The organism is Rhizobium sp. BR 362, assembly GCF_036528765.1.
Taxonomy (GTDB): domain Bacteria; phylum Pseudomonadota; class Alphaproteobacteria; order Rhizobiales; family Rhizobiaceae; genus Rhizobium.
In genome coordinates, this window is sequence record NZ_JARWGH010000014.1 from 40,087 (window position 1) to 56,265 (window position 16,179).

The following is a 16,179-nucleotide window of genomic DNA, read 5'->3' on the forward strand; positions in this document are numbered from 1 at the left end:
CGCCAGCCCGATGCGCTTGCGAGAAATCCGGCTGGTCTCTTCGCTTGCCCACCTATTCAAGCATGAACGCGCGTGCCGGCCATGTAATCATCCAGCGCGGCGGCTTCATCCTTCGAAAGATAGAGGCCCTTCTTCGAACGGCGCCAAAGGACGTCGGCGGCGGTATAGGCCCATTCATGCGCCATAAGATAGCGGACTTCAGCCTCATAAAGATCACTGCCGAAGTGGCGGCCGAGATCGGCCGTGGTCTTCGCCTCTCCAAGGAGCATGGCGGCGCGGGTGCCATACCGGCGCACCAGCCGGCGGGCATGCGGGTCGGCGAGGAAAGGATAGCGCGCCTTCAGCTTGGTGACTTCGGCCTCATAGCCGCGAACCGGGAAGTCACCGCCGGGCAAGGAGCTCTTGCCCGTCCATGGCGTACCTTTAAGACCGATGACCTCGCCGATCTTTTCCAGCGCATGTTCGCTTAAGCGGCGATACGTGGTGAGCTTGCCGCCGAAGACGTTCAGCAACGGCGCCTGACCTTCGGCGCCTTCGACCTTCAGCACGTAATCGCGCGTTGCTTCCTGCGCCTTCGAGGCGCCGTCGTCATAGAGCGGGCGTACGGCGGAATAGGTCCAGACGATATCCTCGCGGCGCACCGGCTCCTTGAAATATTCGCTGGCGGCATTGCAGAGGTAGGTGGTTTCCTCGTCAGAAATCTTGACATCCTTCGGATCGTCCTTGTAGTCGCGGTCCGTCGTGCCGATTAGGGTGAAATCCTGTTCGTAGGGGATGGCGAAGATGATGCGGTTATCCGGATTCTGGAAGAAATAGGCGCGGGGATCGTCGAACTTCTTGCGGACGATAATATGGCTGCCCTGCACCAGGCGGACATTGTGCACTTGGTTCTTGCCGAACGCATCGGACAGAACATGGTCGACCCAGGGACCGGCGGCGTTGACGAGCATGCGCGACTGGAACGCGCGTTTCTCGCCGGTGACGGTGTCCTGCGTTTCGATCGTCCAGGCGGCGCCTTCACGGCGGGCGAAGGTGACCTTGGTTCGCGGCATGATCGTTGCGCCGCGGTCGGCCGCATCGCGGGCGTTGAGCACGACCATGCGCGCGTCGTCCACCCAGCCGTCGGAATATTCGAAGGCCTTGGTGAACAGCGCCTTCAGCGGTTTGCCCGCCGGGTCTTTCTTCATGTCGAGCGTCGCTGTCGGCGGCAGCAGCTTGCGGCCGCCGAGATGATCATAGAGGAAGAGGCCGAGGCGGATGAGCCAGGCCGGGCGGATCCCGCCCTTGTGATAGGGCAGCACGAAACGCATCGGCCAGATGATGTGCGGCGCCATCGCCCAGAGCACTTCACGCTCCATCAGCGACTCGCGCACGAGGCGGAATTCGTAGTGTTCGAGATAGCGCAAGCCGCCATGGATGAGCTTGGTGGCTCCGGACGAAGTGCCGGAAGCGAAATCATTCATTTCCGCAAGAGCCACTTTATAGCCGCGTCCGGCAGCGTCACGAGCGATGCCGCAGCCGTTGATGCCGCCGCCGATAACGAAAATGTCGTAAATCTGCTCGCTCACCCGCCCCTCCGAAAAGGTTTTCCATTCCGAGAAACGGAAAATCCGAAAATTGATTCATCTAAAACGAAATCAATCCGAATGTCAAACGAACGTTTCGTGACGAAAGCGATGAGAGGGGTCAATTCTGGCGGCGGGAGGTTTCCAGCAGGCGCACGCCGTGTTCGGCCGCGGCGGCGCGGACGGACTCGACGCGACATTCGTCGGTAACGAAGGTGTGGACTTGCGAGAGATGGCCGATGCGCACGGGGGCGGTGCGTTCGAACTTGGTGCTGTCGGCCACGAGGATGACATGGCGGGCGTTGGCAATGATCGCCTGCGCCACTTTCACTTCGCGGAAATCGAAATCCAGAAGCGCGCCATCGGCATCGACGGCCGAGGTGCCGATGATGGCGTAGTCCACCTTGAATTGCTTGATGAAGTCGACCGCCGCTTCCCCGACAATGCCGCCGTCCGAGCCGCGCACGACGCCGCCGGCAATGACCACCTCGATCGACGGGAAAATGCGCAACTTATTGGCAACGTTGATGTTGTTGGTAATGACCATTAGTTCGTGGTGGCCGAGAAGGGCCTCTCCGACCGCTTCCGTCGTGGTGCCGATATTGATGAAAAGGGAGGTGTTGTTGGGGATGAGGCCGGCGGCGGCGCGGCCGATCGCCTGCTTTTCGGGGGCGGCGATGGAGCGGCGCGCTTCGTATTTGACGTTTTCCGTGCCGCCGGGAAAGATCGCGCCGCCGTGGACGCGCGATAGAACGCGGCCGTCGCAAAGGTCGTTCAGATCCTTGCGGATCGTTTGCGGCGTCACGGAAAAGCGGAGCGCCAGTTCCTCCACCAGCACGCGCCCCTCAGCCTTGGCGATCTCCAGAATTTCCGTCTGGCGTCCGGATAGGAACATTGTCGACGCTCCCTTTCTTTCGTTTTTTCGTCATCATATGATAAAGTGAAAATTCCGCAATTGCCGACGCGCGGAATCTGCAATTTGGGGAGGTCGTGGTGTTTCATCCGAAGCTATTCGAAAATCGCAATGTCGTGGTTACCGGCGCCGGCCGTGGCATCGGGCTGGAGGTGGCGCGGCAGTTTCTCGATTGCAGCGCGCGCGTTCTCGTCCATGTCGGCCGCGACCCCGGCCGCGAGCTGCCGGATTTCCTGCTGGAGGCCGAGCTCGATCGCCGCGCCTTTCTCGTTCCCGCTGATTTCACCAGTGAAAGCGGCACGAGGGACTTTGCTCTTGCGGCTGCTGACGTGTTCGACCGCGTCGATGTGCTCGTCAACAATGCGGGAACCATGATTGGCCGCTTTCCGGCCGGCGAATTGACCGACGAGTGGTATGACCGGATTGTTCAGCTCAACCAGACCTCCGTCGTCGAGGTGACAAGGGCGCTATTGCCGCTATTGCGGGCGGCGGGACAGGCGGCAATCGTCAATACGGTTTCGATCTCAGCCTTGACAGGAGGCAGTCCGGGCTCGGCGATCTATTCGGCCTCCAAAGCCTTCGTCGCTACCTATTCGAAGGCTTTGGCGCGGGAGCTGGCGCCGGACGGTATCCGGGTGAATTGCGTATCGCCGGGGACCATCGCCACCGATTTTCACGAGCGTTATTCGTCGAAGGAAAAGCTCGAACAGACCCGCCGATCGATCCCGCTGCAGCGTCTGGGCACAGCGGAGGATTGCGCGCCCGCCTATCTCTTCCTCGCCGCGCCGACGCTCTCCGGCTACATCACGGGGCAGGTCATCGAGATCAATGGCGGACAGCTTATCTGCTGATAAATCGGACCTTTTTTGGTGTTCTGCGACTTTTTGAGCCAGCATATCGACTCATAACATTATAACCATATCTCTATGTGAGTTTATCACTAGAGGCTATCCTATGTCGTTGTCTCCACCGCCTGGCGGTGCTGCCGAGCATAATGTCGAGGAACTGACTGCAAACGCTCGAAGGGCGAGCGTTCTGCTGAAAGCTCTGTCGCACGAGACGCGGCTGAGCATCCTCTTCATGCTGGCCAAGCGCGAGAAGACCGTGACGGAGATCGAGGAGCTTCTCGGCCTGCAACAGGCGGTGGTCTCGCAGCATCTGGCGCGGTTGCGGCTGGAAAAGCTGGTCGACACCCGCCGTGAAGGTCGGCTCGTCTATTATGCCGTCGCCAGTTCCGAAATCTGCGCCGTGGTCAATTCGCTGCAGCAGATCTTTTGCATGGGCGATTGCTGATAGTCCTCACATCCGGCCGATCGTGCCATGCCCTTCGGATCGACTTGAACGGCGGCGACAAGCTCGGAAATTCCTGAAGCCTCGGTTTGGCCTTCAATTCATCATCGTATCGTCAACTGACTGACACGACAATGTTATGCAGGGACGCTAATACTCCTTCAAGACATAAAAGGAGGATAGGTCCGTGCAGAATAATGAGATGACGATGTCGGAAGTTCTGCGAGATCCGATGATCCGGCAGATGCTGCGCGCTGATCGCGTGTCGTTGAGCGAATTTGCCAGGCTTCTGAAGAAAACGGCCCGTGCGAGACATGCAGCCTCTGCCGAAGAGCGTGCGATACCGCTCGTTCCTCCCGCTCTCATCGAACGTCCATCTGCCGGCGGCGAGGCAGGTCTCTAGGGAATTTCCGCAGAGGCGCAGCCTTAGGCGGATCTCTATCCCACGCCGCGCTCCCGTTTCCAATATTGCGCTGATCGGCTGGCCCGTTTAACTCTCGTGTTCAGGAGAGTTAAATGATCGACAAGCTGGAATTCTTCATCGCGCTTGCCAACCAGAAGCATTTCGGCCGTGCCGCGGAGGAATGCGGCGTGACGCAGCCGACATTGTCGGCGGCGATCAGGCAGTTGGAGGATCAGCTCGGCGTCATGCTCGTCAGCCGTGGCTCGCGTTTTCAGGGTTTGACGCCGGAGGGTCAGCGGGTGCTGGAGTGGGCCCGTCGCATCGTCGGCGACACCAGAACCATGCGCGAGGAAATGCGGGCGGCTCGCAAGGGGCTTGCCGGCCACATCCGCATCGCCGCCATTCCGACGGCGCTCGCCATGGTGCCGAAAATCACGGCGCCGTTTCAGGAGCGGCATCCCGACGTCACCTTCTCCATCACCTCGCGCAATTCACTGCAGGTGTTGAGCCTGCTCGAAAACCTCGAGATCGATGCCGGCATCACCTATCTGGAAAATGAGCCGCTCGGCCGCGTCACCAGCGTGCCGCTTTACGCCGAGCGCTATCATCTGATTACCGCCGCGGGCAGCCCTTTGGCGGAGCGTGCAAGCGTGACCTGGAAGGAAGTCGGCCATCTTCGGCTTTGTCTATTGACGGCCGACATGCAGAACCGGCGGATCATCAACCGACATTTGGCCGAAGCGGGCGCTACGGCGCAGCCGACGCTGGAGTCCAATTCGATGATCGTCCTGTTTGCCCATGTCCAGACCGGTCGCTGGGCTAGCATTATGCCGAAGAATATTGCCGATTCCTTCGGCTTCCCGGCCGATATTCACAAAATCCCCATTACGGAGCCGGATGCGGAACATCTCGTCGGCCTGGTTGCGACCCATCGTGAGCCATTCACGCCGCTCGTCTCCGCTTTGTTGCACGAGGCGAGATTGCTTGCTGAAAGTGGCAAAGATTGATAGAATTTTTCTATCGATTGACGAGACTGCGTTATTGATCCCTCTGTTCTTCCCTGCGATTTTTATTTCATTGGCCATGCGTTGCGCGTGTCAGAGGAGAAGCCTGGGAGGCTGCTTATGAGTTTGCATCTTGGTTCGGGCGAGATCGCGGCCCGCGCCGGCGTCATCATCGAGCGCATGAAGTCGATGGAAGGTCCGCTCCTGCCGATCCTGCATGGGATCCAGGAGGAGTTCGGGTATGTGCCGCAGGATACGCTGCCACTGATCGCCCAGGCACTCAATTTGTCGCGCGCCGAAGTGCATGGCGTGATGACCTTCTATCATGACTACCGCGATCATCCCGCCGGCCGCCATGTGCTGAAGCTCTGTCGCGCCGAAGCCTGTCAATCGATGGGCGGCGACCGGTTCGCCGAGCGGGTCAAACAATTGCTTGGCATCGATTTCCACCAGACGACGCTCGACGGCAGCGTGACGCTGGAGCCGGTCTACTGTCTCGGCCTCTGCGCCTGTGCGCCGTCGGCGATGCTGGATGGCGAGCTTCATGGTCGCCTGGACGATGAGGCTGTCGAAGATCTCGTGATGGAGGCGCGCCGATGACGGTAAAGATTTACGTTCCCCGCGACGCCGCTGCTCTTTCCCTAGGTGCCGAGAAGGTGGCCAACGCGGTGGCGCAGGAGATTGCTAGCCGCGGCCTTGATGCGCAGATCGTGCGCAACGGCTCGCGCGGCATGTTCTGGCTGGAGCCCCTCGTCGAGGTCGAGGTTGACGGCAAGCGCATCGGTTACGGGCCGGTGAAGGCCAAGGATGTGGCTGGTATCTTCGATGCCGGGCTGATTGCAGGCGGCGCTCATCCGCTCTGTCTCGGGGAGGTCGAAAACCTTCCATTCCTTAAGGAACAGACCCGTCTCACCTTCGCTCGTTGCGGCGTCACGGATCCTCTTTCTCTGCAGGACTATGAAGCCCATGGCGGCCTCAAGGGCCTGCGTCGTGCCGCCGGCATAGCTGCGGCCGACATCGTGAAAGAAGTGACCGACTCAGGCCTGCGCGGCCGCGGCGGTGCGGGCTTTCCGACCGGCATCAAATGGAAGACCGTGCTCGACGCGCCGGGGACACGCAAATACATCGTCTGCAATGCCGACGAAGGCGATAGCGGCACCTTCGCCGACCGCATGATCATGGAGGGCGATCCCTTCGTGCTGATCGAGGGCATGGCGATTGCCGGCCTCGCAACCGGCGCGACCAAGGGCTTCGTCTACACGCGCTCGGAATATCCGCATGCGATCGCCGCAATGACCGAGGCGGTTGAAATCGCGCGCAAGGCCGGCATCCTCGGCGCTTCGGTGCTTGGTTCCGGCAAGGCTTTCGACATGGAGATCCGCACCGGCGCGGGCGCCTATGTCTGCGGCGAAGAGACATCGCTGCTCAACAGCCTGGAAGGCAAGCGCGGCGTCGTGCGCGCCAAGCCGCCGTTGCCGGCGCACAAGGGTCTGTTCGACTGCCCGACCGTCATCAACAACGTCATCTCGCTCGCCTCCGTTCCCGTCATCATGGACAAGGGCGCAGCCTTTTATCGTGATTTCGGCATGGGCCGTTCGCGCGGCACGATTCCTCTCCAGATCGCCGGCAACGTCAAATATGCTGGCCTTTATGAGACCGCCTTCGGCCTGTCGCTCGGCGATATCGTCGACGGGATCGGCGGTGGCACGAGGACTGGCCGGCCGGTGAAGGCGGTGCAGGTCGGCGGGCCGCTGGGCGCTTATTTCCCGCGTGCCCTGTTCGATACGCCGTTCGACTACGAGGCCTTTGCGGCCAAGGATGGTCTGATCGGTCACGCCGGCATCGTCGTTTTCGATGATACCGCCGATATGCTGAAACAGGCACGTTTTGCGATGGAATTCTGTGCGGTCGAAAGCTGCGGCAAGTGCACGCCCTGCCGTATCGGCTCGATCCGCGGCGTAGAAACGGCCGATAACATCGCGCGCGGCATCGAACCAGAGAAGAACCGCGCCTTGCTTGCCGATCTCTGCAACACGATGAAGTTCGGCTCGCTCTGCGCACTCGGCGGTTTCACGCCCTATCCTGTCATGAGCGCGATGACCCATTTCCCGGAGGACTTTTCTCCGGCTCCCTTGATTGAAGCGGCGGAGTAAGATCCATGTCCCTCGTTCACGAAATCGACTACGGCACACCCGCCTCCCAATCCGAAACCATGGTGACGCTCACCATCGACGGGCGCCAGATTACGGTGCCGGAAGGCACGTCGATCATGCGCGCCTCGATGGAAGCCGGCATTGAGGTGCCGAAGCTCTGCGCCACCGATATGATGGATGCCTTCGGCTCCTGCCGACTCTGCCTCGTCGAGATCGAAGGGCGCAATGGTACGCCAGCCTCGTGCACCACGCCGGTGGCGCCCGGTATCGTCGTGCATACGCAGACGGGCCGACTGAAGGACATCCGCCGCGGCGTGATGGAACTCTATATTTCGGATCATCCGCTGGACTGTCTGACCTGCGCTGCCAATGGCGATTGCGAATTGCAGGACATGGCTGGTGCTGTCGGCCTGCGCGATGTGCGCTATGGCTATGAGGGCGACAACCACGTCAAGGCGCGCAACAACGGCGAAATCAATCTGAAATGGGCGCCGAAGGACGAGTCCAATCCCTATTTCACCTTTGATCCCGCGAAGTGCATCGTCTGCTCCCGCTGCGTGCGCGCCTGTGAGGAAGTGCAGGGCACCTTTGCGCTGACCATCGAGGGCCGTGGTTTCGACTCGCGCGTCTCGGCCGGCATTCACGAGAATTTCATCGATAGCGAATGCGTCTCCTGCGGTGCCTGCGTGCAGGCCTGCCCGACCGCGACGCTGACCGAGAAATCGGTAATATCGATCGGTCAGCCGGAACATTCTGTTGTCACCACCTGCGCCTATTGCGGCGTCGGCTGCTCCTTCAAGGCGGAAATGCGCGGCGAGGAAGTGGTCCGCATGGTGCCGTGGAAGGACGGCCAGGCCAATCGCGGTCATTCCTGCGTCAAGGGCCGCTTCGCCTATGGCTATTCAACTCACAAGGATCGCATCCTCAATCCGATGGTCCGTGAAAAGATCACCGACCCTTGGCGCGAAGTGACCTGGGACGAGGCCTTTGCCCATATCGCCACCGAGTTCAAGCGGCTGCAATATCAGTACGGCCGCGACTCCGTTGGCGGCATCACCTCGTCGCGCTGCACCAATGAAGAGACCTACCTAGTGCAGAAGCTGGTGCGCGCCGGCTTCGGCAACAACAATGTCGATACCTGCGCCCGCGTCTGCCACTCGCCGACCGGCTACGGTCTCGGCCAAGCCTTCGGCACCTCGGCTGGCACGCAGGATTTCGACAGCGTCGAACATACCGATGTCGTCATCGTCATCGGCGCCAATCCGACGGATGGCCATCCGGTCTTCGGCTCGCGGCTGAAGAAGCGGTTGCGTCAGGGCGCCAAGCTTATCGTCATCGATCCGCGCCGCATCGATCTGGTGCGCACGCCGCATGTGGAGGCGAGCTATCACCTGCCGCTTAAGCCCGGCACCAATGTCGCTATGCTGACGGCGCTTGCCCATGTCATCGTCACCGAAGGGCTTTTCGACGAGAAGTTTATTCGCGAACGTTGCGACTGGTCGGAGTTCGAGGACTGGGCCGCCTTCGTCGCCGAGCCGCAGCACAGCCCGGAAGAAACGGAAAAATTCACCGGCGTTCCGGCCGATCTCGTTCGTGGCGCAGCGCGTCTTTATGCCAAGGGCGGCAATGGCGCGATCTATTATGGCCTCGGCGTCACCGAGCACAGCCAGGGTTCGACTACGGTCATGGCGATCGCCAATCTTGCCATGGCGACCGGCAATATCGGCCGTCCGGGCGTCGGCGTGAATCCGCTGCGCGGCCAGAACAATGTGCAGGGCTCGTGCGACATGGGTTCCTTCCCGCACGAACTGACAGGCTATCGCCACATCTCGGACGACGCTACGCGCGAGGTCTTCGAAAAGCTCTGGGGCGTGAAGCTTAACAACGAGCCTGGCCTTCGCATTCCGAACATGCTCGATGCGGCCGTCGACGGCACGTTCAAGGGCATCTACATCCAGGGCGAGGATATCCTGCAGTCCGATCCGGATACCAAGCATGTCGCAGCCGGCCTTGCCGCGATGGAATGCGTCGTCGTCCACGATCTTTTCCTGAACGAGACGGCCAACTACGCGCATGTCTTCCTGCCCGGCTCCACCTTCCTGGAAAAGGACGGCACCTTCACCAATGCCGAGCGCCGCATCAACCGCGTGCGCAAGGTCATGACCCCGCGCAACGGCTATGCCGATTGGGAAGTGACGCAGAAGATGGCACAGGCCATGGGGCTTGCCTGGAACTACTCGCATCCGTCCGAGATCATGGACGAGATCGCCGCGACGACGCCTACCTTCGCTCTGGTCTCCTACGACTATCTGGACAAAATGGGCTCGGTGCAGTGGCCCTGCAATGAAAAGACGCCGCTCGGCTCGCCGATCATGCATGTCGACGGCTTCGTGCGCGGCAAGGGCAAGTTCATCCGCACCGAATATGTGGCGACCGACGAGCGCACCGGACCGCGCTTCCCGCTGCTGCTCACCACCGGGCGCATTCTCAGCCAGTACAATGTCGGCGCGCAGACGCGGCGTACCGAGAATATCGTCTGGCATGCGGAGGATCGTTTGGAAATCCATCCGCACGATGCAGAGCAGCGCGGCATCCGCGATGGCGACTGGATCAAGCTTGCCAGCCGCTCCGGCGACACGACGCTGAGGGCGCTGATTACCGACCGCGTTGCCCCGGGCGTCGTCTATACGACCTTCCACCATCCGAACACGCAGGCAAACGTCATCACCACCGACTACACCGACTGGGCAACGAACTGCCCGGAATACAAGGTGACGGCGGTGCAGGTCTCGCCTTCCAACGGCCCGTCGCAATGGCAGATGGACTATGATGAGCAGGCGCGGCAATCTCGCCGGATTGCCGGGAAGCTGGAGGCGGCTGAGTGAGAATGGATGGGCCGATCCCTTCTCCCCTCGGGGAGAAGGTGCCCGAAGGGCGGATGAGAAGGGCTTTCCGCGCGGGCGGAACTGTCCTTCGCTTGCGCTCAGAACGCTCGGAACTATCGCTCCTCGCCCCCCTCATCCGACGCTTCGCGCCACCTTCTCCCAGAGGGGGAGAAGGGAGGGCACCCGCATGACCCGCTTCAAACCCACCACCACAGCCACTGAGACCGTGCGCCGTAATGGCATCGTCCGCTCCGGAACGCGCATCGTACCGGAAGAGGTGCCGATCGCTTTTTCCTATGGCGGCTCCTCGCATGCGGTGATGATGGGAACGCCTGCCGACATCAACGATTTTGCGGTTGGATTCAGTCTGACCGAGGGCATCATCACCAATATCGATCAGATTGCCGCAGTCGAGCCGATCGAGGACGAGCAGGGGATCGATGTGCAGATCACCTTGGTCGATGATGCTGCGGATGCATTGCGTGCCCGGCGGCGGCATATGGCGGGGCCGGTCGGCTGCGGGCTCTGCGGCATCGAATCGATCGAGCAGGCGGTGCGCAAGGTGCCGGATGTTTCGACGGTCGGGCTGACGGTCTCGCATGGAGATATTGTCAAAGCGGTCGCTCTTTTGAGCGATGGGCAGTTGTTGAACCGCGAGACCCGCGCCGTGCATGGGGCGGGCTTTTTTGTTCCGGGCAAGGGATTGATCGCCGTGCGGGAGGATGTCGGGCGCCACAACGCCTTGGATAAGCTCTGCGGCGCCGTCATCCGTTCCGGCCACAAGGGCTCCGAGGGCGTCGTTGCCGTCACGAGCCGTCTTTCCGTCGAGATGGTGCAGAAGGCTGCAATATTGGGAAGCTCCGTCCTTGTTGCCATTTCTGCTCCGACGGCACTCGCCATCCGCACCGCCGATGAGGCCGGCATGACCCTGGTGGCACTGGTGCGCGGCGACGATTTCGAGATTTTCACCCATCCGCAGCGCATTACTCCAGGGAGCATCGCCGATGTCGCCTGACGAAACACCCCACGGCAAAACGTCAGCCAAGCTCGTCTATATGGCGAACCAGATCGCCACTTTCTTCAAAACGCAGCCGGCCAATGAGGCGGTGCAGGGCGTTGCAACGCATATCAATAAATTCTGGGATCCGCGGATGCGGCGGCAGTTTTTCGAAATAATTGATAATGGAAACAGCGGGCTGGATCCCCTAGTGCTGGAGGCGGCCGCCTTGATCCACAGGCCGGAGCCAGTTAAGCAAAACTGATGCAGCCTTAGTATTAGGAATTAGTAATAAGAAAGAGGAGAGGAGGAGTCTGCCTACCTATACACTTTAAAGTAGAATAATTATAAATCCCAAGTCTCTGAATCAAGGAGGAGTTGTTCATGACGACTGCGGAAACAGATATTTCAAGAGAAACAGTAACATCAGGTTTGCTCGATCGCGAGCGCATTATCGCCAAGCCCGGCTTCAACCGATGGCTGGTGCCACCGGCAGCCTTGGCGATCCATCTTTGCATCGGCATGGCTTACGGCTTCAGCGTCTTCTGGCTGCCATTGTCGAAAGCGCTGGGCATATCGCCGCCGCCGGCCGAATGCACCAGTCTCAATCTTCTTTCTGCCCTCGTCACCACTACTTGTGACTGGCGCGTCAGCGATCTTGGCTGGATCTATACGTTGTTCTTCGTGCTGCTCGGTTCTTCGGCTGCCATCTGGGGCGGTTGGCTGGAGCGGGTCGGGCCGCGCAAAGCGGGCGTCGTCTCGGCCTGCTGCTGGTGCGGCGGCATTCTGATTGCCGCAATCGGCGTCATCTTCCATCAGCTCTGGCTGATGTGGATGGGCGCCGGCATCGTCGGCGGCGTAGGTCTCGGTCTGGGCTATATCTCGCCGGTGTCGACGCTGATCAAATGGTTTCCCGACCGGCGCGGCATGGCGACGGGCATGGCGATCATGGGCTTTGGCGGCGGAGCGATGATCGGCGCGCCGCTCGCCAACCTGCTGATGACCAGCTTCCGCGGCGACGGCTCGGTCGGAGTCTGGCAGACATTCATCGTCATGGCGGCGATCTATTTCGTCTTCATGATGGGCGGCGCTTTCGGCTATCGCCTGCCGCCGGCCGGCTGGCGTCCGGAAGGTTGGACGCCGCCCGTCGCCAAGAGCACGATGATCACGACCAAGCACGTGCATTTGCGCGATGCCCATAAGACCAAGCAGTTCTGGCTGATCTGGGCGGTGCTGTGCCTCAACGTCTCGGCCGGCATCGGCGTGATCGGCATGGCGTCGCCGATGCTGCAGGAAATTTTCGGCGGTGCGCTGATCGGTCTGCCGGATGTGACGTTCGCTGCTCTCAGCAAGGACCAGGTGGCGGCCGTGGCTGCGATCGCTGCCGGCTTTGCCGGCCTGCTGTCGCTCTTCAATATCGGCGGGCGCTTCTTCTGGGCGTCGCTCTCCGACAAGATCGGCCGCAAGAACACCTATTATTGCTTCTTCGTCCTCGGCATCGCACTTTATACGCTTGCTCCCTGGGCGGCGGGCATTCACAGCAAGGTGCTGTTCGTCGGCGCCCTCTGCATCATCCTGTCGATGTATGGCGGCGGTTTCTCCACCATCCCGGCCTATCTCGCCGATATCTTCGGCACGCAGTTCGTCGGTGCCATCCATGGCCGGTTGCTGACCGCCTGGGCGACAGCCGGCATCATCGGCCCGGTGGTGGTCAATTATATCCGCGAGGCGCAGAAGGCGGCTGGCGTCGAAGGGGCGCAGCTTTACACCTTCACCATGTATATCCTCGCCGGTATGCTGGCGCTTGGCCTCATCGCCAATGCGCTGGTGAAGCCGCTTTCGAACAGATGGTTCATGTCGGATGACGAGGTTGCGGCTCTGCAGGCAAAAAGCGCTGCGGCCAATGCCGGCCCGACGGGCTCCTTCGGCATTGGCACGGGCGGCCTCGACGCGAAGGCGTTGATCGCCTGGGCGATCGTCGGCATCCCGCTGCTTTGGGGCGTCTGGGTGACGATCAAGAGCACATACGCGCTGTTTGGCTGACCCAGACATATTGATGGCATGAATAAAGCCGCCTCGGAAAACCGGGCGGCTTTATCTTTGTTCTTTGGACAATTCCGGGCGGAAAATCGCTAAGCGCGTTTCCTGGAGCCGCTTCAGGCGGCGACGAGTTCGTCCGCTTCGTTTTCCTTGAACATCTTGGCGAGGTTGAGGAAGCAGATCATGCCGCTTTCGGTGGCGATGATGCCTTCGCAATAGGCGCGGTCGAAGGAGGCGGTGACTTCGGGGACCGGCTGAACCTGGCTCGAGGAGATTGTCAGAATGTCGGAGACGCGGTCGACCAGCATGCCGATGACCATGTTGTGGACTTCGGCGACGACGATGGCGCTGCGTTCATTCGCGACCGTGCTCTTCATGCCGAGCTTATAGGCGAGGTCGATGATCGGAATGACCGATCCGCGAAGATTCATGACGCCGATGACATCGGCCGGCGAATGTGGGATCGGCGTCGACGGCGCCCAGCCGCGGATTTCGCGGATCGTGGTGGTCTTGACGCAGAACTCCTGATCATGAAGCCGGAAAGCAATGATCTCCAAAGTGTCGCCGCTGAAGCTGGTGGAATTGATCGTGGCCATGAACATCCTTCCCATTGAAGCATGGCGCCAAATCTGGCGCGCTATCAGGACGATAGCGCAAGAATGTTGCTCAAACCTAAACCGCAGAAAGGATTTCGGCGGGATATAGTTGAGCTCTCTCTCCGAGGGCTGGCTTATTGGGCCAGAACCTTGTCGAGCTGTTCCAGCGCCCAATCGACCTGGTCGCGGGTGATGACCAGCGGAGGCGCAAGGCGGATCGTGTGGTCATGCGTATCCTTGGCGAGCAGTCCGAGATCCTTGAGCTGATAGCAATATTGCCGCGCCCCGCCGGCTTCCGGCACCAGCTCCACCGCCATCATCAGACCGCGGCCGCGCACGTCCTTGACGATGTTGGAGCGGATCGAGCGCAAGCCTTCGAGGAAATAGTTGCCCATGACGGCAGCGTTCTCGATCATGCCCTCTTCGGTCAGGACACGCAGTGCGGCGCGGGCGACGGCGCAGGCCAGCGGATTGCCGCCGAAGGTGGAACCATGCTGGCCAGGCTTTAAGACGCCGAGCACTTCGGAATTGGAAAGCACGGCGGAGACAGGATAGAAGCCGCCCGACAGGGCCTTGCCGATCAGCGTCACGTCGGCTTCGATGCCCTCGTGCTCTTCAGCGAGCAGCTTCCCGGTGCGGCCGAGGCCCGTCTGGATCTCATCGAGAATGAGGGTGACGTTGTTGGCGGTGCAGAGTTCGCGCACGCGGGTGAAATAGCCGGGCGCGGGAATGATGACCCCGGCCTCGCCCTGGATCGGCTCGATCAGCGCCGCGACGGTGTTTTTATTGATCGCCGCCGCGAAGGCGTCGGCATCGCCGAAGGGGACGGTGCGGAAGCCCGGCGTATAGGGGCCGAAGCCGGTGCGGGCATCCGGATCGGTCGAGAAGCTGATGATGCTGAGCGTCCGGCCGTGGAAATTGTTGGAGCAGACGATGATCTCGGCCTGGTTTTCCGGAACGCCCTTCACCTCATAGCCCCATTTGCGCACGGCCTTGATCGCCGTCTCGACGGCTTCGGCGCCGGAGTTCATCGGCAGGATCTTATGCGAGCCGGTCAGCGCCGCCAGCTCCTCATAGAGATAGGCGAGCTGGTCATTGCGGAAGGCGCGGGAGGTGAGCGTCAGCTTGCCGGCCTGCTCGATCATCGCCTCGCGGATCTTCGGATGGCAATGGCCCTGGTTGATCGCCGAATAGGCGGAGAGGCAATCGAGATAGCGCTTGCCGTCGGTATCCCAGACATGGACGCCTTCGCCGCGGGTCAGCACGACATCGAGCGGCTTGTAATTATGGGCGCCGAGGCGCTGTTCGGTGGCAATGAGATCGCTTGAATCGCTCATAGTAACTTCCCCCCAGGAATTATGCTGCCCGTGTCGGGCGATCGAAAATGCGCCGTCCGAACAGGCTCGCCGCCATCTCCACCAGGACGCGGGCGCTCTTGCCGCGATCGTCGAGGAAGGGATTGAGCTCGACCAGATCGAGCGAAGAGACGAGGCCGCTGTCGGACAGCATTTCCATGATGAGATGGGCTTCGCGGAAGGTCGCGCCACCCGGTACCGTCGTTCCGACACCCGGCGCGATATCCGGATCGAGGAAATCGACGTCGAAGCTGACATGCAGCAGGCCGTTGGCGGCGCTGATCGTGTCCAGCACCCGGCGCATGATTGCCGCCACACCCTGCTCGTCGAGGGAGCGCATATCGAAGACGTTGACGCCGTGCTCGCGGATTTCCTGGCGCTCGTGCGGATCGACGGAACGTATGCCGACCTGAAATACCTTCTTCGGATCGACCAGCGGGCGGGAGGCCGGCAGGATCTCGGCAAATTCCGCTTCGCCGCAGAAGAAGGCAACCGGCATGCCGTGAATATTGCCCGACGGAGACGTGGTGGGGGAATTGAAATCCGAATGGGCGTCCAGCCAGAGCACGAACAGCGGCCGGCCGACCTCGGCGGCATGGCGCGCCATGCCGGAGACGCTGCCCATGGAGAGGCTGTGATCGCCACCGAGAATCAGCGGGAAGCCGCCGGACGAGGCAACCTCGTAGACCTTGGCTTCCAGAGCACGGGTGAAGGCGCCAACGATCTTCAGATTATGTGCCTGCGGATGGTCCGGCAGGTCGGCGGCGGGGGCCGGATGCAGGTCGCCGCTGTCGGTGACGCGGTGATTGAGTTCGGTCAGGGTCGTTTCAATGCCAGCGATGCGCAGCGCCGTCGGACCCATGCCGGCGCCGCGGCGGCCGGAGCCTTCCTCGAGGGGAACGCCGATCAGTGTGATAGATGTGGATTCTACGTTCATCGGCGGTGCTCCGTTCAGCGCATAACCCCGACAGTGCGAAG

The 16,179-nt window shown here is 61.1% G+C and carries 15 protein-coding genes; 10 read left to right on the forward strand and 5 right to left on the reverse strand.

What is annotated here, in order from left to right:
* Positions 1 to 56: 56 nt before the first annotated feature.
* Both glpD and QDY28_RS18220 read right to left on the reverse strand, forming a co-directional pair.
* Complete coding sequence (gene glpD / locus QDY28_RS18215; protein WP_331383069.1) at positions 57 to 1,568, reverse strand: glycerol-3-phosphate dehydrogenase; 1,512 nt, start codon at positions 1,566 to 1,568, stop codon at positions 57 to 59.
* A 118-nt stretch (positions 1,569 to 1,686) separates the two neighbouring features.
* Entirely contained in the window at positions 1,687 to 2,460 is a 774-nt protein-coding gene (locus QDY28_RS18220; protein ID WP_331383070.1) for a DeoR/GlpR family DNA-binding transcription regulator, read from the reverse strand.
* A 98-nt stretch (positions 2,461 to 2,558) separates the two neighbouring features.
* On the opposite strand from QDY28_RS18220, the gene QDY28_RS18225 reads away from it, so the two are divergent.
* The 10 genes from QDY28_RS18225 (at position 2,559) to QDY28_RS18270 (ending at position 13,253) form a co-directional block, all read left to right on the forward strand.
* A complete protein-coding gene (locus QDY28_RS18225) occupies positions 2,559 to 3,329 on the forward strand; it encodes an SDR family NAD(P)-dependent oxidoreductase (protein ID WP_331383071.1) in 771 nt (256 codons plus the stop codon).
* A 103-nt stretch (positions 3,330 to 3,432) separates the two neighbouring features.
* Positions 3,433 to 3,771 carry an ArsR/SmtB family transcription factor gene (locus QDY28_RS18230; RefSeq protein ID WP_331383072.1) on the forward strand — a complete coding sequence of 113 codons (339 nt, stop codon included), beginning with the start codon at positions 3,433 to 3,435 and terminating at the stop codon, positions 3,769 to 3,771.
* A 184-nt stretch (positions 3,772 to 3,955) separates the two neighbouring features.
* Complete coding sequence (locus tag QDY28_RS18235) at positions 3,956 to 4,171, forward strand: hypothetical protein (protein WP_331383073.1); 216 nt, start codon at positions 3,956 to 3,958, stop codon at positions 4,169 to 4,171.
* Between the two features lie 113 nt (positions 4,172 to 4,284).
* Positions 4,285 to 5,178 carry a LysR family transcriptional regulator gene (locus QDY28_RS18240; RefSeq protein WP_331383074.1) on the forward strand — a complete coding sequence of 298 codons (894 nt, stop codon included), beginning with the start codon at positions 4,285 to 4,287 and terminating at the stop codon, positions 5,176 to 5,178.
* 117 nt (positions 5,179 to 5,295) lie between these two features.
* A complete protein-coding gene (locus tag QDY28_RS18245) occupies positions 5,296 to 5,775 on the forward strand; it encodes a formate dehydrogenase subunit gamma (RefSeq protein ID WP_331383075.1) in 480 nt (159 codons plus the stop codon).
* On the forward strand, positions 5,772 to 7,328 hold the full coding sequence (locus QDY28_RS18250) for a formate dehydrogenase beta subunit (protein WP_331383076.1): 1,557 nt from the start codon (positions 5,772 to 5,774) through the stop codon (positions 7,326 to 7,328). The genes QDY28_RS18245 and QDY28_RS18250 overlap by 4 nt, the downstream gene beginning before the upstream one ends.
* 5 nt (positions 7,329 to 7,333) lie before the next feature.
* Entirely contained in the window at positions 7,334 to 10,213 is a 2,880-nt protein-coding gene (gene fdhF, locus QDY28_RS18255; RefSeq protein ID WP_331383077.1) for a formate dehydrogenase subunit alpha, read from the forward strand.
* Positions 10,214 to 10,400: 187 nt separating this feature from the next.
* Positions 10,401 to 11,228 carry a formate dehydrogenase accessory sulfurtransferase FdhD gene (gene fdhD / locus QDY28_RS18260; protein ID WP_331383078.1) on the forward strand — a complete coding sequence of 276 codons (828 nt, stop codon included), beginning with the start codon at positions 10,401 to 10,403 and terminating at the stop codon, positions 11,226 to 11,228.
* Positions 11,218 to 11,475, forward strand: coding sequence for a formate dehydrogenase subunit delta (locus QDY28_RS18265; protein WP_331383079.1), 258 nt, complete (start codon positions 11,218 to 11,220; stop codon positions 11,473 to 11,475). Before fdhD ends, QDY28_RS18265 begins: the two co-directional genes overlap by 11 nt.
* Positions 11,476 to 11,594: 119 nt before the next feature.
* Positions 11,595 to 13,253 (forward strand): OFA family MFS transporter, encoded by a 1,659-nt coding sequence (locus QDY28_RS18270; protein WP_331383080.1) that lies wholly within the window; start codon positions 11,595 to 11,597, stop codon positions 13,251 to 13,253.
* 113 nt (positions 13,254 to 13,366) lie between these two features.
* Here QDY28_RS18270 and QDY28_RS18275 read toward each other — a convergent pair whose 3' ends face one another.
* The 3 genes from QDY28_RS18275 to rocF all read right to left on the reverse strand — a co-directional run bounded on the left by QDY28_RS18275 (position 13,367) and on the right by rocF (position 16,138).
* Complete coding sequence (locus tag QDY28_RS18275) at positions 13,367 to 13,846, reverse strand: chemotaxis protein CheW (protein WP_331383081.1); 480 nt, start codon at positions 13,844 to 13,846, stop codon at positions 13,367 to 13,369.
* 134 nt (positions 13,847 to 13,980) lie between these two features.
* Positions 13,981 to 15,183, reverse strand: coding sequence for an ornithine--oxo-acid transaminase (gene rocD, locus QDY28_RS18280; protein WP_331383082.1), 1,203 nt, complete (start codon positions 15,181 to 15,183; stop codon positions 13,981 to 13,983).
* A 19-nt stretch (positions 15,184 to 15,202) separates the two neighbouring features.
* Positions 15,203 to 16,138 (reverse strand): arginase, encoded by a 936-nt coding sequence (gene rocF, locus QDY28_RS18285; protein WP_331383083.1) that lies wholly within the window; start codon positions 16,136 to 16,138, stop codon positions 15,203 to 15,205.
* Positions 16,139 to 16,179: the final 41 nt, after the last annotated feature.